The organism is Fusobacterium ulcerans (genome assembly GCF_003019675.1).
Taxonomy (GTDB): domain Bacteria; phylum Fusobacteriota; class Fusobacteriia; order Fusobacteriales; family Fusobacteriaceae; genus Fusobacterium_A; species Fusobacterium_A ulcerans.
The window spans coordinates 1,572,283-1,596,361 of record NZ_CP028105.1 but is presented as its reverse complement, the minus strand read 5'-3'; the positions used below and the strand labels follow the sequence as shown (position 1 = coordinate 1,596,361).

The following is a 24,079-nucleotide window of genomic DNA, read 5'->3' as shown; positions in this document are numbered from 1 at the left end:
GAAACTATATAGTAGCATACGCTTTCGCGCTTTCAATCTTTAGGTTAAAACTTTGACTTATTAGTATTGGTCAGCTAAAAGCCTCGCAGCTCTTACACCCCCAACCTATCAACCTTCTAGTCTCGAAGGAGTCTTAAAGAATACTTATCTTGAAGCTGGTTTCCCGCTTAGATGCTTTCAGCGGTTATCCGTTCCAAACGTGACTACCCAGCTGTGCCACTGGCGTGACAACTGGTACATCAGAGGTTTGTCCATCCCGGTCCTCTCGTACTAAGGACAGATCTTCTCAATATTCTAACGCCTACAGTGGATAGGGACCGAACTGTCTCACGACGTTCTGAACCCAGCTCACGTACCGCTTTAATGGGCGAACAGCCCAACCCTTGGGACCTTCTCCAGCCCCAGGATGCGATGAGCCGACATCGAGGTGCCAAACTTTGCCGTCGATATGGACTCTCGGGCAAAATCAGCCTGTTATCCCCAGGGTAGCTTTTATCCGTTGAGCGACGACCCTTCCATTCGGAATCGCCGGATCACTATGTCCTGCTTTCGCACCTGCTCGACCCGTCAGTCTCGCAGTTAAGCTCTCTTATGCCATTGCACTCTGCGGTTGATTTCCATCCAACCTGAGAGAACCTTTGAACGCCTCCGTTACTCTTTCGGAGGCGACCGCCCCAGTCAAACTGCCCACCTAGCACTGTTTCCGTGGCTACAAACCACAGATTAGAATTTCGACATTGAATGGTTGGTATTCCACCGACAACTCCAATACAGCTAGCGCCATATCTTCATAGTTTCCCAACTATCCTATACATGCAATGCCAAAACCCAATACCAAGCTACAGTAAAGCTCCATGGGGTCTTTCCGTCCTACTGTAGGTAACCGGTATCTTCACCGGTAGTACAATTTCACCAGGCCTCCCGTCAAGACAGCGCTCAAATCATTACACCATTCGTGCAGGTCGGAACTTACCCGACAAGGAATTTCGCTACCTTAGGACCGTTATAGTTACGGCCGCCGTTCACCGGGGCTTCAATTCGGAGCTCTCACTCCTCCTCTTAACCTTCCGGCACTGGGCAGGTGTCAGCCCATATACATCGCCTTACAGCTTAGCATAGACCTGTGTTTTTGTTAAACAGTTGCTTGAGCCTCTTCACTGCGACCCCCAAATGCTTTACAGCGCGTAGCTGTTAACATCCAGGGGCACCCCTTCTCCCAAAGTTACGGGGCAATTTTGCAGAGTTCCTTAACGAGAGTTAGCCTGTCCGCCTTAGATTTCTCATCCTGACCACCTGTGTCGGTTTCGGGTACGGGCAGTTATACCTTAACGTTAGAAGCTTTTCTCGGCAGCGTGGGATTTGTGCATTCATCTTACGACTATATATCACACCTCAAGTCTAATCTAGCGGATTTTCCTACTAGACCACTCTACATGCTTTTACGGGAACTTCCGTTCTCCCGCGCACATACCCTTCTGCGTCCCTCCATCACAAAATATAACTGGCACAGAAATATTAATCTGTTTTCCATTCGCCTACGCATTTTAGCCTCGGCTTAGGTCCCGGCTTACTCAGGGAAGACAAGCTTTACCCTGAAAACCTTGGTCTTCCGGCGAGGGGGATTCTCGCCCCCTTTCTCGCTACTTATTCCTGCATTCTCACTTCTGATACCTCCAGAGTTGCTTACGCTTCTCCTTCAACGGCCTACAGAACGCTCTCCTACCAATTGCTTACGCAATTCCACAGCTTCGGTTTATAACTTAGCCCCGTTACATTGTCGGCGCAGAGACTCTCGACCAGTGAGCTATTACGCACTCTTTAAAGGTATGGCTGCTTCTAAGCCAACCTCCTGGTTGTTTGTGAATCTCCACCTCCTTTCCCACTTAGTTATAATTAGGGACCTTAGCTGGTGGTCTGGGTTGTTTCCCTTTTGACAATGGAAGTTAATTCCCATAGTCTCACTCCTGAGCTTTGAATTATGGTATTCGGAGTTTGATTGAATTCAGTAAGCAATATGCCCCCTAGTTCATTCAGTGCTCTACCCCCATAATTAAACACTCAAGGCTGCACCTAAATGCATTTCGGAGAGAACGAGCTATCTCCTAGTTCGATTGGCTTTTCACCCCTAAACCTACCTCATCTCCCAACTTTTCAACGGCGGTGAGTTCGGGCCTCCACTGTGTCTTACCACAGCTTCACCCTGGACAGGCTTAGATCACCAGGTTTCGCGTCTACGCCCAGCGACTATGTCGCCCTGTTCAGACTCGGTTTCCCTTCGGCTCCGTTATACTTAACCTCGCCACTGAACGTAACTCGCAGGATCATTCTCCAAAAGGCACGCCATCACTCCGAAGAGCTCTGACCGCTTGTAAGCACACAGTTTCAGGTTCTATTTCACTCCCCTCCCGGGGTTCTTTTCACCTTTCCCTCACGGTACTATACGCTATCGGTTAGTAAGAGTATTTAGCCTTACGAGATATGGTCCTCGCAGATTCACACAGAATTCCTCGTGTTCCATGTTACTTGGGAGAGAACATACATTCTAATGAGTTTACCTGTACAGGATTATCACCTTCTACGATCTAGCTTTCCAACTAGTTCCAGTTCGGTCATTAGATATGTTGAATATCTTACAGTTCTTCAAACGTTCTTCCCACAACCCCATATAAGCAACGGCTGTATCCTTGACACTTATATGGTTTAGGCTCATCCCCGTTCGCTCGCCGCTACTTGGGGAATCGTTTTTACTTTCTTTTCCTCGAGTTACTTAGATGTTTCAGTTCACTCGGTACCCTCTTTCGTGCTAAGACTCCATCTTAGCAGATTGCTCCATTCGGAAATCTTGGGGTTGGCGCTCGTTTGCAGCTAACCCAAGCTTATCGCAGCTTACCACGTCCTTCATCGGCTCTTACTACCTAGGCATTCCCTGTGTGCCCTTAATTATTTTAACCTATTTTGTTTTTGTTTAATTTGATTGACAGCTAACTCTGTTTATATAAACAAGAGTTAAAATTGTATTTAATCTACTATATAGTTTCCAATGTCCATAAAAAAATCGAAAAAAAATTTGGTGGAGATAAGCGGGATCGAACCGCTGACCTACGCAGTGCAAGTGCGTCGCTCTCCCAACTGAGCTATATCCCCATACCATATGGTGCGTTTGAGTGGACTCGAACCACCGACCTCACGCTTATCAGGCGTGTGCTCTAACCAGCTGAGCTACAAACGCATTCATAAAGATACTGTTCTATTTTAAGATGATAACTGCCGTTATCACAAGAACACCATCAATAGAATAGAGAAAGAGAAATGATCTCCTTAGAAAGGAGGTGATCCATCCGCACGTTCCCGTACGGATACCTTGTTACGACTTCACCCCAATCGCTAATCACACCCTCGGAACATCCCTCCTTACGGTTAGGCCTGTTACTTCAGGTGCAACCAACTCTCGTGGTGTGACGGGCGGTGTGTACAAGACCCGAGAACGTATTCACCGCAACATAGCTGATTTGCGATTACTAGCGATTCCAACTTCATGTACTCGAGTTGCAGAGTACAATCCGAACTAAGAATAGTTTTATGAGATTAGCTTACCCTCGCAGGTTTGCAGCTCTCTGTACTACCCATTGTAGCACGTGTGTAGCCCAGCGTATAAGGGGCATGATGACTTGACGTCATCCCCACCTTCCTCCTGCTCATCGCAGGCAGTCTCGCATGAGTCCCCAACTTAATGATGGTAACATACGAAAGGGGTTGCGCTCGTTGCGGGACTTAACCCAACATCTCACGACACGAGCTGACGACAGCCATGCACCACCTGTCACCAAGTTCCTCCGAAGAGGCACGAAAACATCTCTGTTAACTTCTTGGGATGTCAAACGCTGGTAAGGTTCCTCGCGTTGCGTCGAATTAAACCACATGCTCCACCGCTTGTGCGGGTCCCCGTCAATTCCTTTGAGTTTCATACTTGCGTACGTACTCCCCAGGCGGATTACTTATCGCGTTAGCTTGGGCGCTGAGGTTCGACCCCCAACACCTAGTAATCATCGTTTACGGCGTGGACTACCAGGGTATCTAATCCTGTTTGCTACCCACGCTTTCGCGCTTTAGCGTCAGTATCTGTCCAGTAGGCTGGCTTCCCCATCGGCATTCCTACAAATATCTACGAATTTCACCTCTACACTTGTAGTTCCGCCTACCTCTCCAGTACTCTAGTTTAGCAGTTTCCAACGCAATACGGGGTTGAGCCCCGCATTTTCACATCAGACTTACTAAGCCGCCTAGACGCGCTTTACGCCCAATAAATCCGGATAACGCTTGCGACATACGTATTACCGCGGCTGCTGGCACGTATTTAGCCGTCGCTTCTTCTGTTGGTACCGTCACTGACTTCTTCCCAACTGAAAGCACTTTACATTCCGAAAAACTTCATCGTGCACACAGAATTGCTGGATCAGACTTTTGGTCCATTGTCCAATATTCCCCACTGCTGCCTCCCGTAGGAGTAAGGGCCGTGTCTCAGTCCCCTTGTGGCCGTTCACCCTCTCAGGCCGGCTACCCATCATCGTCTTGGTGAGCCGTTACCTCACCAACTAACTAATGGGACGCAAAGCTCTCTCACAGCGCATATAGCTTTCATAACCAGATCATGCGACCCAATCATAATATCCGGTATTAGCATTCGTTTCCAAATGTTGTCCCAGTCTGTAAGGCAAGTTCTTTACGCGTTACTCACCCGTCCGCCACCTTCACCCGAAGGATCAAGTAGACTTGCATGTGTTAAGCATTCTGTCAGCGTTCATCCTGAGCCAGGATCAAACTCTTCGTTCAATCTATTTACTCAGTTATATAACTGATTGTTTACACCTATTTATTGTTTGTTGATTTTTTCATCTCTCTCTATTCTGTTGCTAATGTCCTTTTTTATTACCTTTTCTTGTCCCGCTTTCCTGCGGTACATTGATTATAATATCATAGTTTTTAGATTCCGTCAATATCTTTTTTACTTTTTTTAAAAATTTTTTATTTATTTATTAAAGCCTTTGATTTTTCTTTTATATTACTAACTTTTCTTTTTTTAATACTAAATCTTTTCCCCAAGATTTCTCTCATTTTTTAGAATATATTTTTTAAAGATATACTTAATTTCACATCTTCTTTTGTTATAAGTTTTCCAGTTTCAACAACATTTCCGTCTACTACTACTTTATATTCTCCTAAAGCTTTCCCTGCTTCTACTGGAGCAATTACTCCTTTATTTCTTTTAATAGATATTTTTATATCACTGTTTTTCTTTAAAATATCTGTAAAGTTTTTATCTGGATACAAATCTGCATACTCTTTATCTCCACTAAAAACTGGAACCTTAGCTATAGAAACATTTTTATCAGTAAGTTTTCTAAATTGGTATTCCTCATAAAATTCTTCCATTTGATTTAAAACACTTTCATCTCTTTTTTGATATGTAGGCCCCCCTACAACTACTGTAAATATTTTCATATTATCTTTATCACTTAATACAGAAATATTATAACCCACTTTAGAATGATGTCCTGTTTTAATTCCATATATTCCCTCTTCTCCCAACAGAAGATTTCTATTTTTTATTTTTAATTTTCCATTATGGATAGTAGTTTCTTTAATAGAGGCAATTTCCATATATTTATTATATTTCGCAGCTGCCAGAGATAATTTGTATATTCCTCTTGTTGTTCCTGCATCCATTCCTTTTTTAGTCATGTCACTTGGCAGTCCAGCTGGTGTATAAAATTCCAATTCTTTTTCTAATCCCAGATCAGCAGATTTTTTATTCATCATTTTTACAAACTTATCCACATCACCCTTCCCTATATATTCTGCTATTGCATAAGCTGCATTATTAGCTGAATATATAGCTGTTGCTTTAATCAAATCTTCAAGAGTAAACACATCTCCCTCTTTCATGAAAATTCTGCTTCCACCAGTTTGAGCTGATTTCTTACTGACCTTGATCTTATCTTTCATCTTTATATTCCCTTTTTCCAACTGATCAAAAGTCACCATCAAAGTCATCATCTTTGTAAGAGAAGCTAAGGGATACTTCTCATCAATATTTTCAGAATAATATATTTTACCTTTATCATCCCCTAAAAGTATTGCTTTATATGAAGGAGTTTCCTCTTTCATGAGAGTTTCAGAGTCTTTGGCAAAAACTGTGGAACTTATAAGTACAATAGCCAATAATAATACATTTATAGTTTTCTTCATTACGCATCTCCTGTTGTATAAAAATAAGCTTCTGTAAAATTATATCACAAATTTACAGAAGCTTATATTAAAAATTAATTTTTTAATGAGTTATTTTCTATTTTTCTTCTTTTTTATCTTTTTTAGAAAGATAATCTTCTATAGCTAATTTTATAGCCTCTTCTGCAAGAACAGAACAGTGCATTTTTACTGGTGGAAGTCCACCTAATGCTTCTACTACTTTTTTATTTGTAAGAGCTAAAGCCTCATCAACAGTTTTTCCCATGATAAGTTCTGTAGATACTGAAGAACTAGCTATTGCAGAAGCACATCCAAAAGTTCTGAACTTAACATCAGTTATTATATTATCTTCTACTTTAATAAATATTTCCATGATATCTCCACATGAAGGGTTTCCTACTTTTCCATATCCAGATGGATTTTCTATAACTCCAACATTATGCGGATTCATAAAATGTTCCATTACTTTTTCTGTATATTGCATTTTTCATACTCCTTATTTACTATTATTTATTTTTAAATTCATTCCAAAGAGGAGAGATTGATCTTAACTTTTCAATCACTTCTACCAGAACATCCAATGTATAATCTATTTCTTCTTTTGTATTATATTTTCCTAGACCAAATCTAATAGTTCCATGTGCAAATTCAGGTGCAATTCCCATTGCCAGCAATACATGTGAAGCTTGTAAATCATCAGATGAACAAGCAGATCCAGAACTTACAGCTATTCCCTTATAACTTAAACTTAAAAGAATTGATTCTCCTTCAAGATATTTAAATGTGATGCTTGAAGTTCCTGGAAGTCTTTTTGCTTCTTTAGCATTTATTACAACTTCAGGTATTCTTTTTAATACTTCACTCTCAAAGTAATCTCTTAATTCTTCTTCTTTTTTAAATTCTTCTGCCATATCTCTATAAGCTAATTCTAAAGCTTTTGCCATTCCGACCATTCCTGGAACATTTGAAGTTCCTGGTCTTCTTTTTCCTTCTTGACCTCCACCAGTAAGAACTTTACCAAATCTTACTCCATTTCTCCAATAAAGAGCCGCTACTCCTTTAGGTCCATAAAATTTATGTGCAGAGAAAGAAAGAAGATCTATTCCCATTTCTTTTGGCTTTATATCTACTTTTCCCATTGTCTGAACTGCGTCCACATGGAATATAATTTTATTTTCTTTTGCTATTTTTCCTATTTCTTCTATTGGTTGGAAAGTTCCAACTTCATTATTAGCATGCATTACAGTTATTAAGATAGTTTCATCTTTTATTGCATTTTTAAGTTCCTCTACATCTAACATTCCATTTTTATCAACATGAAGAATTGTTATTTCATATCCTTCATCTTCTAGATCTTTTAATGTATTTTTAATTGCTGGATGTTCTATTGGACTTGCTATTATATGTTTTCCTCTATTTTTATATGCTCTAGCTATTCCTCTGATTGCAAGGTTGTCAGATTCACTTCCTGATGCTGTGAATATAATTTCACTAGGATCTGCACCAAGATATTTTGCGATAGTTTCTCTTGATTCATTCATAGCTTTATTTGTTTCTTTACCAAAAAGATGCAAGCTTGAAGCGTTTCCATAATATTCTGTTAAATAAGGCACCATTGCTTCAAATACTTCATTATCCATCTTTGTTGTTGCATTATTGTCTAGATAAACTCTCATATTTACCGTCTCCTTGAAATACATTCTAATTACTATTATGTTATACCATTCCTTATTTATTTTGTCAAGAATTAAAATGATTATTTATCCAGATTTTTTCCATGGTTGCAAAACTCTCTTATTTCACATTCACTGCACTTTGGTCTTCTAGCTATACACTTGTCTCTTCCTTGTAAGATAAGGTAGTGTGAAAAATCTATCCAGTCTTTTTTAGGAACTATTTTCATAAGCTCCTGTTCTATTTTTACAGGGTCATCATTTTTAACCAACCCAATTAAGTTAGTTAATCTTTTCACATGAGTATCTACAGTTATTCCATCTGCAAGCCCCCAAACTTCTCCTCTTACTACATTGGCTGTTTTTCTTCCTACCCCTGCCAACTCTATTAATTTATCCATATCTTTTGGTATTTCTCCATTATATTTTGAAAGAAGCTGTTGACTGCATAATTTTATATTTTTCGCTTTATTTCTAAAGAACCCTGTACTTTTTATCATTTCTTCTATTTTTTCTACTGGAAGAGCTGCAAAACCTTCTGGAGTATTTACCTTCTTATACATCTCTTTTGTAACAATATTTACTCTCACATCTGTACATTGAGCTGAAAGAATAACAGCTACAAGAAGTTCAAAAGGTGTTTTATAATCCAAGGCGCACTTAGGATCTCCAAATTTTTCATGAAGTTTTTCAAGTATTTTTTTTACTTTTTCTTTCTTAGTCATAGTTTTTCCCTCTGAAGATTTCATTCTCTTCTCAAATAAAATATGTTCAGTTCCATTATACTCTTCTATTTTTTTTCTCTTAAATCCAATCTTACAAAATACTTTTTGTGAGATCTCATTTTCTTCCAATATATACGCTGATATTTTTTTTATATGTGGCTTTTCAAAGCAAAGTTCATTGATGCTGTTGAGAATAACTGTTTCTGAATATCCCTTTCCTCGTATATCTTCTACAAGATACACACTTATGGCAGCTTCCTCCTCATCTAATTCAAATTTTACAGTTCCTAAAAACTCCCTGCTCAAACTTTCTATAGTATAGAAAAGATATGAGGGAGAATTGACAACAAAACTGTACCATCTTCTATGAGCTTCCCACTGCTCTTTTTCATTATCAGGATAGTATTTTTTCACATAATTCAGATGGATATACCTGTAAATATCAGGTATATCCTTGTCCATCATTTTTCTCAATATTATCTCAATCAATAAACTCACCTTTGACTATTTTAAAACTACTTTATGATATTTTTTCTTTCCTATTTTAACAAGAAATTCTCCATCAGTGAAAAGTTCTTTTGTTATAGGCATAGCAAAATCTGTAACTTTGCTGTCCCCTACATTTAGTCCATTTTGCTGAACTAATCTTCTTCCTTCACTTTTAGTTTTTAATATCCCTTTTTCCACTAAGAAGTCTACAAGTCCAGTTCCTAAAGCTGACTCTTCTATTTCTACCGAAGGAACATTACTCATATCCTGTCCTCCGCCAAATAGAGCTTCTGCTGCCGTTTTAGCTTTAAGAGCTTCCTCTTCTCCATGGATCATTTTTGTAATTTCAAAAGCAAGTATCTTTTTAGCTTCGTTTATTTCTGCACCTTCCAATGCACTTAATCTTTTTACTTCATCCATAGGAATAAATGTCAATAATGAAAGACATTTTTCAACATCTGCATCATCAACATTTCTCCAGTATTGGTAGAACTCATATGGAGATGTTTTTTCTGGGTCTAGCCATAAAGCTCCTTTAGCAGTTTTACCCATTTTCTTACCTTCACTGTTAGTAAGAAGAGTACAAGTCATTGCAAAAGCTTGTTTTTGTTCTTTTTTTCTAATTAGCTCTACTCCAGCTATCATATTAGACCATTGGTCGTCTCCACCTAACTGCATAGTACATCCATGTTTTTGATTTAATACAAGGAAGTCATATCCTTGCATAAGCATGTAGTTAAATTCAAGGAAAGAAAGTCCTGCTTCCATTCTTGATTTAAAACATTCTGCTGCAAGCATTCTATTTACAGAAAAATGTGCCCCTATATCTCTTATAAAATCTACATAATTAAGTCCTAATAACCAATCTGCATTATTTTCAAGTATAGCTTTTCCATCAGAAAAGTCTATAAATTTTTCCATTTGTTTTTTTATAGATGCCACATTATGAGCAATAGTTTCTTTTGACATCATTGTTCTCATATCAGTTCTTCCGCTTGGGTCTCCTATCATGGCAGTTCCTCCACCAAGAAGAGCTATTGGTCTGTGACCATGTTTTTGCATATGAGACATAAACATCATAGCAATAAAGTGCCCAACATGTAAGCTATCTGCTGTTGGATCAAACCCTATATAGAAAGTAACTTTCTCTTTCCCTAATATTTCTCTCATTTCTTCTTCGTGAGTGAATTGTTTTAAGTATCCACGTCCTACTAACACATCAAATACGTTTTCCATCTCGTCCTCCCTTATTTTTTCTATATTATTTTAACACAAAGCCCTTTATTTTTAAAGAAAAAATAAAAGCCTATTGATTTGTATCAATAGGCTTATCTATCTATCAATACATCTCCCTTTACTATCAAACTGCATAACAAAAGGGATTTAGTTTCCTAAATCCTAATAGCAGTAATAGTATGAAGATGTTATAAATACATTATTTTTACTAAACATTTTAGACCTCTGTGTATTTTTATTTCTTTAAATTCTATCATGTTTTTCTTATTTTTTCAATTCTTAATTGTTAATACATCCTTTCTTTCTGTTAACCATTCAATTTTTAAAAAAATATTGTAAATTTTTTATACTATTTTCAAAAAAGTCTACTACTATTTTTTAGACCAATAATAATTTTATTAGTAGTAATTTATTGGTCTTATTTAATTAGTATTATTAGTAGATTCGTCTTTTTCAAGGGGTAGTTTTTATTCTCAATTAAAAAAGGAACAGAAATTTCTCCCTGCTCCTTAATTATTTTTTATCCTATTTTATTTTTTCGAATGCTTTATCTAAATCAGCTATTATGTCTTCTATATTTTCTAATCCCACTGATAATCTTACTAATCCTTCAGGGATTCCTGCTTCTTTTAATTCTTCTTTTGTATAAGCTGAGTGTGTCATTGATGCTGGATGCTGTACCAATGTTTCTGTGTCCCCCAAACTTACTGCAAGAGCACACATTTCTAAATTATTTAATAATGTTTTTCCTGCTTCAAATCCACCTTCAAGTTCAAATGACATCATTCCTCCAAATCCTGTCATTTGTTTTTTAGCTATCTCATATCCCTCATGATCTTTAAGTCCCGGATAATATACTTTCGATACTTTAGGATGAGCATTTAAATATTCAGCAACTTTCATTGCATTTTCACAATGTCTTTGCATTCTTATTTCAAAAGTTTTTAATCCTCTGATTATAAGGTGGGCTTCTGTTGGTCCTAATACTGATCCTGTCATATCTTTTATTCCAAATAATTTTACTTCTGTTATAAGTTTTTTGTTTCCAACTACAAAACCTGCGATTACATCTCCATGTCCATTGAGATATTTAGTTGCTGAGTGAACTACTAAATCCGCACCTAACAGCAAAGGTTTTTGTAAATATGGAGAAGCAAATGTATTATCTACTACTACTTTTGTATATTCATTTGTATGAGCTATCTTTGCTATTTCTTCTATATCTGATATTTTTAGATTTGGGTTTGCTGGTGTTTCAAGATATACTACTCTTGTATTTTTCTTCATTGCTTTTTTTACTGCTTCTAAGTCAGAAGTATCTAAGAATTCTACTTCTACCCCATATCTTGTCATTCCATGACATAACAATGCAAATGTACACCCATACAATATTTTATCTGCTATCACATGGTCTCCTGCTCTTAAAAGTGTCCAAAGTGCAGATGATATAGCTCCCATTCCAGAAGATGTAGCTGCTGCTGCCTCTCCACACTCTAATGCTGCTATTTTTTCTTCTGCTACTGTTGTTGTAGGATTTCCTAATCTTGAGTAAATATACCCTTCTTCTTTTCCAGCAAATCTTGCTCCTCCCTGTTCTGTAGAATCAAACACAAATGTTGATGTTTGATATATTGGAGTTGATAAAGCTCCAAATGGATTTTTTCCTTGTCCTGCATGAATTGCTATTGTTCCCATTCCCTTATTTTTTAAATCGTTCATTGCTCTTCCTCCGTGATTTTATATTATTATCTCTATACTTTTTTATTTAAATATTATTCTCTTATTCCATTAGGATTTTTTTCAATAAATTCGATCTCTTCTTTTGTACGTAGCAGTCCAAATTGGATAGTGATACAAGTTGTTATTATCAAAGCAAACATATAGAACATATATTTCAATACTGCCATAGGTGATACATCTGAAAGCCCAGTAACTATCAGCATACCTCCATCATAAGGTGTCAATGATATAAACGCACAGGCAAATATATCTATAAGGCTGGCAAGACGTTTTGGTGCTATTCCATAATTTTTTCCTATTTCTTTAGCTATAGGAGCTGATATGATAATAGCTATTGTATTATTTACAAGAGCTGCTGATAAAAGTCCTGAAAGAAGTCCAATTCCATACTCTGCACCCTTACGTTCCTTAATTCTAGAAACAATACCATTTACAAGCCAGTCTACTCCACCATAATATTTAATTAATCCTATAAGCCCTGAAATCAATATAGCTACAATAGTGATACTGAACATATCTTCCATTCCTCCACCTATTGCACCTACCCAGTCTAAGAAACTTACAGTTCCTTCAGCAAGTCCTATGACTCCTGTCATTCCTATTCCAACCAACAGAACTCCTGCTACATTAAATCCTTTTAAAGCTGCTATCAATACTACTATATATGGAATTACACGAAGCAAATGATATGGGTGATCTCCAGATATTTCTCCAGCCCCTCCAAATGCCCAGTATCCTATGATTGCAATTATAGCTGCTGGCAAAGCAATAAAGAAGTTCATTTTAAATTTATCCTTCATCTCTGATCCTACACCTTTGGCTGCTGATATAGTAGTATCTGATATCATTGAAAGGTTATCTCCAAAATACGCTCCCCCTATAACTGCTGCACATGTTAGAGGAAGATTAAGCCCTGCTGCCTGAGCCACACCTATTGCTATTGGAGCCATAGCTGCAACTGTTCCCATTGATGTTCCTATTGCTGTTGAAATAAAACATGATATAAGGAACACTCCTGGAACAAGAGCTGCACCTGGAATAAATGTAAGTCCTAAATTAACTACCGACTCAACTCCACCCATTGATTTTGCTGCACCTTGAAATCCTCCAGCTAATAAGTAAATTAAACCTATCAGCATAACTCCTGAATTTCCTGCATTTTCAGTAAATATATCAATTTTTTTATCAAGTTTCATTGATTTATTCATAATCATGGCTACTGCTATACCTATAAGAAGAGCTACATGTCTTGGGAACTTTTTAAATGCTCCGTCAACTCCCATAAATGTAAATAGAAGCCCACTTCCTATGTATAATGCCAAAAATACTAATAAAGGTAAAAACGCCATCGCGCCATATTTTCTTTCTCCAGTTTTTTCATTCATTATTAAACCTCCCTAAGATTTTATTTGCCTTCTCTCCATTCTTTCACAGCTTTTTCTATTCTATTCATTCCTTCTTCTACCATATATCTAGGACAAGCTATATTCATTCTTTCAAACCCTATTCCATTTTCCCCAAACCAAAATCCATCATCTAATGCTATTTTACATTTTTCCTGCATAAATTTAGATGTATCTTCTTTACATAAACCTAATGCTGAAAAATCCAGCCACATCAAATAAGTTCCCTCAGGTTTTTTAACTTTTATTTCTGGAATTTTTTCTCTTATAAAATTAATTACATAATCCATATTTCCATTTAAATGTTCAACTAATTGATTTACCCATTCATCACATTTTGTATATCCAGTTTCAAAAGCTACCAGACTAAACGGACTGTTTCTCTTAATATCCAGTATTCCTAATTCATTATCAAATTTTTCCCATTCTTCTCTTCTTGGAAATGTTACAAATGAAGCTTGAAGTCCCGCTATATTAAATGTTTTAGTTGGTGAGAAACAAGTGATAGTATTATTTTCGATCTCTTTTCCAAGAGAAGCTGTTGGGATATGTTTATGCCCTGGCATTACTATATCTCTCCAAATTTCATCTGATATAACTCTTACTTTATATTTTAAACAAAGATCAGACATCTTTTGAAGTTCTTCTCTTTTCCACACTCTTCCCACAGGGTTGTGAGGACTGCACATAATAAATAAACTGATACTTTCATCTGAAACTTTTTTCTCAAAATCTTCAAAATCTATTGTATAATATCCTTCATCATCTTTTACAAGTTTATTTTCTACTACTTCTCTTCCATTATCTCTTATAGTAGCAGCAAAAGGATAATATACTGGACTTTGAATAAGTATTTTTTCTCCTGGTTTTGTCATACTTCTTACCAATAAAGAGAGTGTAGGCACAACTCCAGGACTATTTATAAGAGTAGCTGGATCAATTTTGTATCCAAATCTTCTTTCTAACCAATCTGCTGCTGCTTGATAATAAGAATCTGGTCTATATACATAACCAAATATTCCTTGTTCTACTTTTTCTCTCATAGCCTCTATTATTTCAGGAGCTGTTTTAAGATCCATATCTGCTATCCACATTGGCCATAAATCATCTGATATAAATTTTTTCCCCATTTCCTCCCACTTAGCCGCATGATTTCCTGTTCTGTCAATTTTTTCATTAAAAGAATACTTCATTTTTTCCTCCTTTTGCAGAAACAATACTCATAAATTTTTTAAATACATAGCAATTTTCTGATTCATATATTATAATACAACTATAAACCGTTATAGTCTTTTAGTCAAGATATATAACTGTGGAAACCGATGTATAACAGTTTGTAATTTTGATACAGTTGTCTATTTTTCGTAATTTAAGCTCTGTTTTAAAATAATAAAAACTGTTTTAATATCTGTTGTATAACGCTTTTTATATTTTAACTATATCAAACAATTTTCAACAATATAAAACAGTTGTAGCAAAAAGGAGAAGATTTTTATGAAACTTAATTTCTTAATCTACAAAGATTCACCTCATAAAATTTACTTGCAGCTATATGATTCTATAAAAAATATGATAGAAACTGGTGAAGCTCTTCCTAATGAAAAGCTTCCTTCTATAAGACAGGTTGCCATCAAATTCGATATAAATACTCTCACTGTTTTGAAGGCATATGATCTTCTTGAAAAAAACAATTATATCTATAAGCTCTCTGGAAAGGGATGCTTTGTAAAAGAAAAGAATAAACTTATTTCCAATACTCAAAAACCTGTTATAAATAATTTTGCAATAATAAATAAAGATATAAATTTTGCAAGTGCTACCCCTGCTGCTGATCTTTATCCTGTTGGTATATTTCAGGAATTGATAAATGATATATTTAATAATTATGGAGAAAAAGCTTTCAACTATTTCAATACTCAGGGGCTTTTAGAGCTCAGAGAAACAATTGCAGAAAAACTTAAAAATAATAATATTTATACTTCGCCTAATAATATTCAAATAGTTTCTGGATCTCAACAAGCATTGGATCTTATAAAAAAAATTATTCTAAAAAGAAAAACTACCACAATGGTAGCGGCTAACCCTACATATTATGGAGCTATCAATACCTTTTCTGAAATAGCAAAAATGATAAGTGTCTCTTTGGAAGAAGATGGAATAAATATAGAGGAATTAGAGAAAATTTTACAAAAAAATAAAGTAGATTTTATCTATACTATGATAAATTTTGAAAGCCCTACTGGAATTTCATGGTCAACAGAAAAAAAGAAGAAAATATTGGAACTTTCAGAAAAATATAATTTTACAATTATAGAAGATGACTGTCATTCTCATCTTTACTATTATAATAATGTTGCTACACCATTAAAGGCTATGGACAGAAAAAATAAAGTTATATACATAAATTCTTTTTCAAAACTTATAATGCCTGGTTTGAGACTTGGGTATATGATTGTTCCTAGTAATTTGATTTCTGATATTATTGCTGCAAAATTTTCTGCTGATATATCATCAGCTGGTCTTATTCAACTGGCTCTTCACCTTTTTCTCAAAAGAGGATACTTTGAACCTCATATCGAAAAATTAAGGGCAGCATTTAAGGAGAAATATGAACTTACACTTTCTCTTTTGGGAGAAATAAAAGAAATAGAACTTCCATATATTCCTAATGGAGGGTTTTACATATGGATTAAACTACCCAAAGGGTTAAATTCCAATGTATTTTATAATGTATTGAAAGAAAGACATGTCTCTATTCTTCCTGACTCTGTATTTCATATAAATGATGAACAGGAAAATGATCATATCCGTTTAAGTTTTGCTGCTGTATCAAAAGATGAAATAATTAGAGGTATTCAAATAATAAAAAAATCTTTGGAGGAATTTTCACAAAAAAAAGATTTCTTATTCAAAGAAGATTTTATTTCTCTTCTTCTAAGATAAAATTTTATAGTGATTAGTATAAATCAAATAAATTTTATTATTAATCACAAACCACCACTTCAAGTGGTGGTTTGCTCCACCCTATAAGGGTATGGTACTAGCTTAGGCTTAAGCCTTACTGAATGGTTTGCCAACCGCGTAATTCTTCATTCAGCTACTTAAGTAGCTGGTGTGCTTTAGTTTGTTTTTTCTCCGAAAGGATCTATATACTCTTTCAATGTCAATTGATCATTCGCTATATCTTCTTGCAACTGTTCTCTTATATATTTTGCGATCCTTTCTTTATTTCTTCCTACTGTATCAACATAATATCCTCTACACCAAAAATGTCTATTCCCATATTTATATTTTAAATTTGCATGTTTATCAAATATCATCAATGAACTTTTCCCTTTCAAATATCCCATAAAACTTGATATGCTTATTTTCGGAGGTATACTTACCAACATATGTATATGGTCTTTACAGGCATTAGCCTCTATTATTTCTACTCCTTTAAATTCGCAGAGTTTTCTTAATATCTGCCCTATATCTCCTTTGATTTTTCCATATATTACCTGCCTTCTATATTTTGGTGCGAATATGATATGATATTTACAATTCCATGTTGTATGTGATAGACTATTATTGTCATACATTTTATGACCTCCTTTGATTAGTTAATCGGCCGGCAAACCTAATTAATTATATCAAAGGAGCTTTTATTTTCTAAGCATAGCCTTCCGGCTTTTTTGTACCACTCGCTTAGCAAGTGGTTTTTTTATACAATGAAAAAACTGACCTGTAACCAGGTCAGTTTTTTATTTTGCCTATATTCCTTTATATTTTCCATTTAAATAATCGTATGCTATTTTAGAGAATGCCGCTGCTCCAGTTTTTATTACCTCTTCATCTACATTAAATTTAGGGTTATGAAGAGGATATTGTGTAGCCTTATCTTCATTTGCACTTCCTACTATTAAATATGTAGCTGGAGTATTTTCACTAAAGAAGCAGAAATCATCTCCTCCTATTTTAAAACTTTGATTTACAACAAAGCCTTTGTTAAAAACATCCTTTACGCTTTCTCTTACTGCTCCTATTATCTCTGGTGTATTATATACAGGGAATGTTTTTCCTCTATAAGAAAATTTATATTCCACTCCATATATTTCGCTTATATTTTTTATTATTTTGTCCATTTGTTCTTTTACAAATTCACGATTGTGTTTATGCAAAGTCCTTACTGTTCCTGCAATTACTGCTTCATTTGGAATAATAGCATCATATGTTCCAGCATTGAATCTGCATATCTGTACCACACACGGCTCTAATGGTGACACTTTTTTAGATATGAGATTTAAGAGATTATATGTCTCTACTGCTGGAAGTATAGGGTCTATACTTTTAGAAGGAAATGAGCCATGTCCCCCTCTTCCAATAAACTTTATCTCAAAGAAATCAGGATATGAACTCACTGGTCCAGGTTCTATAGATGCTGTTCCTATTTTTTCATTAGGCTCTACATGCATCCCGATTACATAATCCACTTTGGGGTTTTCCAATATTCCATCCTCTACCATTAAATCAGCTCCTCCTACTGTTTCTTCTGCTGGTTGAAAGCATAATTTAACATTTCCATCAAGTTCATCTTTTAATTGAGACAATATCTTTGCTACTCCTAATAAAGCAGCCGTATGTACATCATGCCCACAAGCGTGCATTTTTCCATCTACCTGAGATTTATATTCAAGATCATTTTCTTCACTCATGGGAAGAGCATCTATATCCGCTCTTATCATTATTGTTTTTCCATTAGGATTTTTACCATAAATCATTCCTTGTATCCCCGTTTTGGCAAATCCTCTTTTTACTTCTATTCCTAACTTCTCCAGTTCTTCAACTATGAAGTTTGAAGTATCTACTTCCTGCCCTCCTAATTCTGGATTTCTATGTATTTTTCTACGATTTGCAATCATTTCATTAGAATATTTCTCTGCTAATTCTATTATTCTGTCCATTTTTCCTCCTGTCTCATTTTTCTCAACTAAGCAGTTTGTTTTTCCAGTAAGTCTGCTTCTTTTTCTTCTTTAGTTTTCATAAGTCCAAATTGAATAGTTATTATAGTACAGATTCCTAAAAATACCTGATAGAAAGAGAAACTTATTATTTCTATTGGAGAAACTGATGCCATAGATGTTATAAGAAGCATTCCTCCTGCATGTGGAGCTAAACATAAAATTACACAACTGAATATATCTAATAAACTTGCTGTTCTTTTTGGAGCTATCTTAAATTTTTCTCCTACCTGTTTAGCTATTGGAGAAGCAATTATTATAGCAATAGTATTATTTACAAGACAGAAAACCAATACAGATACCAAAACTGCTATACTGTATTCAGCTCCTTTACGAGTTTTGATATTCCCAGTAAGTTTTTGTACAAGCCATTCTATTCCACCATATTCTTTTATCAATCCAATAAGTCCTCTAATAAGAATAGCCATAATAGTTACATTCATCATTCCATCCATACCTTTTGCTACTGATTGGAAGAATGTTACAAATGTCATACTTCCAGTTACAAATCCTACTAATCCTGCAAATAGGATTCCTCCAATAAGAACTGTAAATACATTTACTCCTGCAACTGCTGCTATAAGTACTGCTAAATATGGAATCACTTTTATTAAATTGTAACTTAATTCTCCCTCGATCTGCCCAGCTCCCCCTAATATTGTAAAGGCTATGATTGTTGCAATGGCTGCTGGTATAGCAATTAAAAAGTTCATTCTGAATTTATCTTTCATTTCGCATCCTACTCCTCTAGTAGCTGCAATTGTTGTATCTGATATAACTGACAGATTATCTCCAAACATAGCTCCTCCCAGAACTGCTGCCAATGTTATTGCTGGATTTAATCCCACTTTTTCCGATATTCCCAATGCTATCGGAGCAACTGCTACTAATGTTCCTGTTGAAGTTCCCATTGCAGTAGATATAAATGCTGATATTACAAATAGACCTGGAACTAAAAACTGTTTTGGTACAAAAGTAAGGCCAAGGTTTACAACAGAATCTACTCCACCCATTCCTTTTGCCACCCCTGCAAAAGCTCCTGCTAAAAGAAAGATAAGAGCCATCATCATAACTCCGCTTTCTCCTGAAGTTGTTGTAAATATATTGATTTTATCATCCAGCTTCATTTTTCTGTTCATCGCAAATGCTATGATAACCCCTATCAGCAATGCTGCATGTCTTGGAAGCTGATTAAATGGACTGGCCACTCCTCTAGCTGAAAAAAACATTCCCCCGCCTAGATATATTACCAAAAATACAACCAGTGGAATAAATGCCCAGCCTCCATAATTTTTCTTTTCTGTTCCTGTTTTTTCATTCATAACTTTTCCCCCTTATTATAAAAAATACTTACTTGCATCCTTTCCTTCAATTATATTTTAAATATATACATATTTTCTTTTCCATCATTTATTCTAATATAGAATATAATCTGTCATCTGCTATTCGTCAAGAGGCTTAATTATTTAAAGTGATATACAACAGTTTAATTTCCATATTATTTTATCTTTTTGTCACACTTTGAGATTAATTTTGAAATAAAATATAATAAAAAAACTACTGTTATACAACACTTTTTTCTTCTTTAATAATCCAAATATTTTTTGCCCTCCAAGACAAAAGAAGAGAATCATTTCTGATTCTCTTCTCCATTCTATTTCAATATATTTTCTATTCTTACTATTTCATCTTCTGAAAACTCTAAATTTTGAATAGTTTTTACATTGTCCTCTATCTGCTCTGGTCTGCTTGCTCCTATTAATACACTTGTTATTTCTTTTCTTCTCAATACCCATGCAAGAGCCATTTGTGCCATGCTTTGATTTCTTTCTTCTGCTATTTTATTCAGCTCTCTTACTCTTAATAGCTTTTCTTCATCAAGATAACGTTCTGCTATAGTAGTTCCAGTTCTTGCTGCTCTCGAATCAGAAGGTACATCATTGATATATCTGTTAGTCAAAGCTCCCTGTGCCAAAGGACTATAGCACATACACCCAGTTCCAGAATTTTCCAATATTTCAAATAGTTTTTCCTCTGCCCATCTTTCAAACATATTATATCTGATTTGATTTATAAGACAGGGAACTTTTAAATCATTAAGTATTTTTACAGCCTTTTCTGCTTCCTCTGCTTTGTAATTAGATATTCCCACATATAAGGCTTTTCCCTGTTTTACTATATCAGCAAGGGCTGTCATAGACTCCTCTAAAGGAGTATCTGGATCAGGTCTATGATGGTAGAATATATCTACATACTCTAATCCCATTCTTTTCAGACTTTGGTCTAAGCTCGCCATAATATATTTTCTTGATCCTCCATTTCCATAAGGTCCTGGCCACATATCATACCCAGCTTTTGTAGATATTATCAGTTCATCTCTATAACTGTTCAAATCAGATTTCAATATTCTTCCAAGATTTTCTTCTGCTGAACCATCTGCTGGTCTTCCATAATTATTGGCCAAGTCAAAATGAGTTATGCCCAGATCAAAAGCTTTGAACAATTTTTTCTTTTGAATATCTAAAGGTGTTTCTTCACCAAAATTCTGCCATAGTCCTAAAGATACAACTGGAAGATAAAGTCCACTGTTTCCGCATTTTCTATATTTCATATCATTATATCGTTTTTCATCAGCTGTATATCTCATATACTTTTCTCCTTATAGTCCCTCTTCCATTGCCACTTGAGGCACTACTTCTATCTCAAGTTCTGCAAGACTTGCTCTCACCAGAATAACCTTATATTTATCTCCGATGCTGTATACTTTTCCACCATCCATATCTTTCATTACATATTCTCTATCATCAAATTCATAGTAATGCTTAGCTGCTACTACATCCCAGAAACACTCCACATGCTCTTCAGTTTCAAAGAATACTCTTTTATTGCTGAATCCTACAATTGTAGCATCATACTCTTCTCCAACTTTATCTATCATATATTCTACAAGTTTAATTTTTATACTTTCATCTTCTATCTTCATAGCTGATCTTTCAGTTTTAGATATATGAGTACATATTTGTGGAAGCTCTTCAGCATTTTTAGCTATTACTTTTTTGCTTGGATATCCATGAAGTACAGAATTCAATATTCTATGAACAGTTAAATCTGCATATCTTCTGATTGGTGAAGTAAAATGTGTATAATATCCAGAAGCCAGTCCAAAGTGCCCTAAATTATCCACTGTATATCTTGCTTGTTTCAATGCCATAAGAATAAGCTTATGCACAAGAAGATTTATTCCTCTTTCCTTTGAATCTTCTATTATTTTTTGGAATTTTTTAGGGTGTATTTCATCTAAAGAATGTATTCTATATTTAAATTTACTCAATGTTTCATTCAGATTTTTTATTCTTTCAGGATCTGGTTTCTCATGTGTTCTATACACTGATGGAATCTCCATCCAGAAAAGCTTTTCAGCTACAGTTTCATTAGCAGCTATCATAAAATCTTCTATTATTCTTTCAGATTCTCCTCTTTCTCTATTCTTGATATATTTTACTTTTCCATCTTCATCAAGTATCAGTTTTATCTCTGGAAGGTCAAAGTCTATGCTTCCTCTGTTATATTTTACCTGTCTTATTATTTTAGAAAGCTCAAGCATTTCCATTACCATATCTTTGATATCTGAATACTCTTTTAAAGCTTCCTCTTCTCCAGCTATCATCCTATTGACATTTGTATATGTCATTCTTCTTACACTTTTTATTACAGATTTATATGTCTCAGAATCTACTACCTTACCATTCTGATCTATCTCCATCTCACATGTAAATGTAAGTTTGTCTTCATCAGGGTTCAGCGAACATATTCCATTAGATATTTCTTTAGGAAACATAGGAAGTACTCTGTCTACTAGATACACTGAGTTTCCTCTTTTGAAAGCTTCCTGATCTAGCATAGATCCCTCTGGTATATAGTGAGAAACGTCTGCTATACTTACTATTAATTTATAGTTTCCATTTGGAAGTTTTTTTACATATACAGCATCATCTAAGTCTTTTGCATCATCTCCATCTATTGTTATTATAGGAAGATCTCTCAAGTCTTTTCTCTTTGCAATTTCCTCTTTAGATATAGTCACTGGTATATTTCTTGCCTCTATCAATACAGGTTTAGAAAAAGTTTCTGACATTCCTTCTCTTACAATAAGAGCCTCAATCATATTATTAGTATTATACGGATCTCCAATTACTTCTATTATTTCTCCCTCAGGTTTTTTCTCATTAGTTCCCCATGAAGTTATTTTTACTACAACAAGCTGCTGATTTTTAGCATCTTTCATCATTCTGTATGGGATATATATATCCTTTCCAAATGAATGAGTTGGTGTTACAAATCCAAAATTTTCATTTCTTTGGAGTATTCCAACTATTGTATCCCTTTCTCTGCTTATTACTTTTACTACTTCTCCCTCTTTTTTCTTATCTCCATTGAGCCCTGCTGTTATTTTTACCAATACAGTATCTCCATCTAATGCAGAATTAAAATGAGGTTTAGGAATAAATATCCCTTCATCAGCAGTATCTACAAAAGCAAATCTGTCTTTTATTATGCTGAAAGTTCCTTTTACAAATCCAAGATTTTCAGGAATATTATATTTGCCTCTGTTATTTCTCATGAGGTCTCCATCTTCTATCCATTTATCAAGGATCTCTCTATTTTCTTTTTTATTTTTAAGAGACCATCCTAAAAGTTTTGTTATTTCATCCAGCTTCAATCCTTTTCCTTTATCCATAAGCTGTTTCAATCTTTCTAATTCTTTATCTAAATTCATTTTTCCTCCTTAGGCTGTTTCTTCTTCAGCCACTCTCTCATCTCTACAGTATTTTTATGTATTTTTCCTTTTCTTTCTGTGAGATATTCTACTTTCCTATCAATTTCTAATATTATCCCTTTGTCCAAGTCTTTTTCAACTTCTCTTCTTATTTCATCAACAGCAGGATAATCTCTGTTTTTTTCAATACCATCTGCAATATATATTATTCTGCCTAAAAGGCTGAGTCCTCTTTTTCCAACAGTATGATACTTTATTCCATTTAAAATATCTTCATCTGTTATCCCAAATTCATCTCTCGCTATTATACATCCAGCAAAACCATGAAGTATTTCATTTATCTCCATGTCTTCTTTTGAAAGTTCTTCAGAAAAATTTTTTTGACATATATCTTTCATTTTATCTATTTGCATCTCTTTAGCTACATCATGCAGTATCGCCGCTATTCTGCATTTCTCTATATCAGCTCCATATTTTTCTGCTAATTCAACTGCTTTTTCCTCCACACCTAAGGTATGTATATATCTTTTCTCTCTCATTCTTTTTCTGACTCTGTCTCTTAATTCTTCCAGCATAATATTGCCTCCGCCAAAACAAATATATTTCACAAATTTTCATATTTTTTATTTCCCGTCAATTTAAGTGTATCATTTTATTCTCTCTTTTCAAAATTTTTTTAAAGCTCAAACAAATTTTTTACATTCAAAGAAATCTTTGGTTGTTTTTAATGAGAATATATAGTAAAATTATATTGGATAAGTGAATTTATAACTCAAATTAAAGTAGTTCA

The 24,079-nt window shown here is 35.0% G+C and carries 15 protein-coding genes, 2 tRNA genes, 2 rRNA genes and 1 pseudogene; 1 reads left to right on the top strand and 19 read right to left on the bottom strand.

Annotated elements, in window-relative coordinates:
* Positions 1–40 precede the first annotated feature (40 nt).
* The 13 genes and pseudogenes from C4N20_RS07460 to C4N20_RS07405 form a co-directional block, all read right to left on the bottom strand.
* Positions 41–2,951 (bottom strand): 23S ribosomal RNA (locus tag C4N20_RS07460).
* 117 nt (positions 2,952–3,068) lie between these two features.
* Positions 3,069–3,144: transfer RNA gene (locus C4N20_RS07455), tRNA-Ala, on the bottom strand.
* 8 nt (positions 3,145–3,152) lie between these two features.
* A tRNA-Ile gene (locus C4N20_RS07450) sits at positions 3,153–3,229 on the bottom strand.
* Between the two features lie 93 nt (positions 3,230–3,322).
* Positions 3,323–4,830 (bottom strand): 16S ribosomal RNA (locus C4N20_RS07445).
* The 16S and 23S rRNA genes sit together here with 2 tRNA genes alongside, the layout of an rRNA operon.
* Positions 4,831–5,115: 285 nt before the next feature.
* A complete protein-coding gene (locus C4N20_RS07440) occupies positions 5,116–6,246 on the bottom strand; it encodes a D-alanyl-D-alanine carboxypeptidase family protein (RefSeq protein WP_005982676.1) in 1,131 nt (376 codons plus the stop codon).
* A 97-nt stretch (positions 6,247–6,343) separates the two neighbouring features.
* Positions 6,344–6,730: a Fe-S cluster assembly scaffold protein NifU gene (gene nifU, locus C4N20_RS07435; RefSeq protein WP_005982674.1), complete on the bottom strand. Its 387-nt coding sequence runs from the start codon at positions 6,728–6,730 to the stop codon at positions 6,344–6,346.
* A gap of 22 nt (positions 6,731–6,752) precedes the next feature.
* Positions 6,753–7,922, bottom strand: coding sequence for a cysteine desulfurase NifS (nifS, locus tag C4N20_RS07430; protein WP_005982672.1), 1,170 nt, complete (start codon positions 7,920–7,922; stop codon positions 6,753–6,755).
* 80 nt (positions 7,923–8,002) lie between these two features.
* Complete coding sequence (gene nth, locus C4N20_RS16725; protein WP_035960540.1) at positions 8,003–8,644, bottom strand: endonuclease III; 642 nt, start codon at positions 8,642–8,644, stop codon at positions 8,003–8,005.
* A 120-nt stretch (positions 8,645–8,764) separates the two neighbouring features.
* Positions 8,765–9,106: pseudogene (locus C4N20_RS16720) on the bottom strand (GNAT family N-acetyltransferase); the annotation flags it as partial.
* Between the two features lie 42 nt (positions 9,107–9,148).
* Positions 9,149–10,369, bottom strand: coding sequence for a tyrosine--tRNA ligase (gene tyrS, locus C4N20_RS07420; RefSeq protein WP_005982668.1), 1,221 nt, complete (start codon positions 10,367–10,369; stop codon positions 9,149–9,151).
* A gap of 525 nt (positions 10,370–10,894) precedes the next feature.
* Positions 10,895–12,088 (bottom strand): methionine gamma-lyase, encoded by a 1,194-nt coding sequence (gene megL / locus C4N20_RS07415; protein ID WP_005982666.1) that lies wholly within the window; start codon positions 12,086–12,088, stop codon positions 10,895–10,897.
* 53 nt (positions 12,089–12,141) lie between these two features.
* Positions 12,142–13,494, bottom strand: a complete 1,353-nt coding sequence (locus tag C4N20_RS07410; RefSeq protein ID WP_005982664.1) for a Na+/H+ antiporter NhaC family protein — start codon at positions 13,492–13,494, stop codon at positions 12,142–12,144.
* A gap of 20 nt (positions 13,495–13,514) precedes the next feature.
* Entirely contained in the window at positions 13,515–14,705 is a 1,191-nt protein-coding gene (locus C4N20_RS07405; RefSeq protein WP_005982663.1) for a MalY/PatB family protein, read from the bottom strand.
* A gap of 301 nt (positions 14,706–15,006) precedes the next feature.
* Here C4N20_RS07405 and pdxR point away from each other — a divergent pair, with 301 nt between their 5' ends.
* Positions 15,007–16,455 (top strand): MocR-like pyridoxine biosynthesis transcription factor PdxR, encoded by a 1,449-nt coding sequence (pdxR, locus tag C4N20_RS07400; RefSeq protein WP_005982661.1) that lies wholly within the window; start codon positions 15,007–15,009, stop codon positions 16,453–16,455.
* Between the two features lie 176 nt (positions 16,456–16,631).
* Here pdxR and tnpA read toward each other — a convergent pair whose 3' ends face one another.
* From tnpA to yqeK, 6 genes are all read right to left on the bottom strand, one after another.
* The gene (tnpA, locus tag C4N20_RS07395) at positions 16,632–17,093 is read right to left on the bottom strand and encodes an IS200/IS605 family transposase (RefSeq protein ID WP_005981031.1); all 462 of its coding nucleotides are present in this window, start codon (positions 17,091–17,093) and stop codon (positions 16,632–16,634) included.
* 171 nt (positions 17,094–17,264) lie between these two features.
* Positions 17,265–18,455 carry a M20 metallopeptidase family protein gene (locus tag C4N20_RS07390; RefSeq protein ID WP_005982655.1) on the bottom strand — a complete coding sequence of 397 codons (1,191 nt, stop codon included), beginning with the start codon at positions 18,453–18,455 and terminating at the stop codon, positions 17,265–17,267.
* 26 nt (positions 18,456–18,481) lie between these two features.
* Positions 18,482–19,834, bottom strand: a complete 1,353-nt coding sequence (locus C4N20_RS07385) for a Na+/H+ antiporter NhaC family protein (protein ID WP_005982653.1) — start codon at positions 19,832–19,834, stop codon at positions 18,482–18,484.
* A 332-nt stretch (positions 19,835–20,166) separates the two neighbouring features.
* Entirely contained in the window at positions 20,167–21,159 is a 993-nt protein-coding gene (gene mgrA / locus C4N20_RS07380) for an L-glyceraldehyde 3-phosphate reductase (protein ID WP_005982651.1), read from the bottom strand.
* A gap of 12 nt (positions 21,160–21,171) precedes the next feature.
* Positions 21,172–23,289 carry a ribonuclease R gene (gene rnr, locus C4N20_RS07375; protein ID WP_005982649.1) on the bottom strand — a complete coding sequence of 706 codons (2,118 nt, stop codon included), beginning with the start codon at positions 23,287–23,289 and terminating at the stop codon, positions 21,172–21,174.
* On the bottom strand, positions 23,286–23,864 hold the full coding sequence (gene yqeK, locus C4N20_RS07370; RefSeq protein WP_005982647.1) for a bis(5'-nucleosyl)-tetraphosphatase (symmetrical) YqeK: 579 nt from the start codon (positions 23,862–23,864) through the stop codon (positions 23,286–23,288). The genes rnr and yqeK overlap by 4 nt, the downstream gene beginning before the upstream one ends.
* Positions 23,865–24,079: the final 215 nt, after the last annotated feature.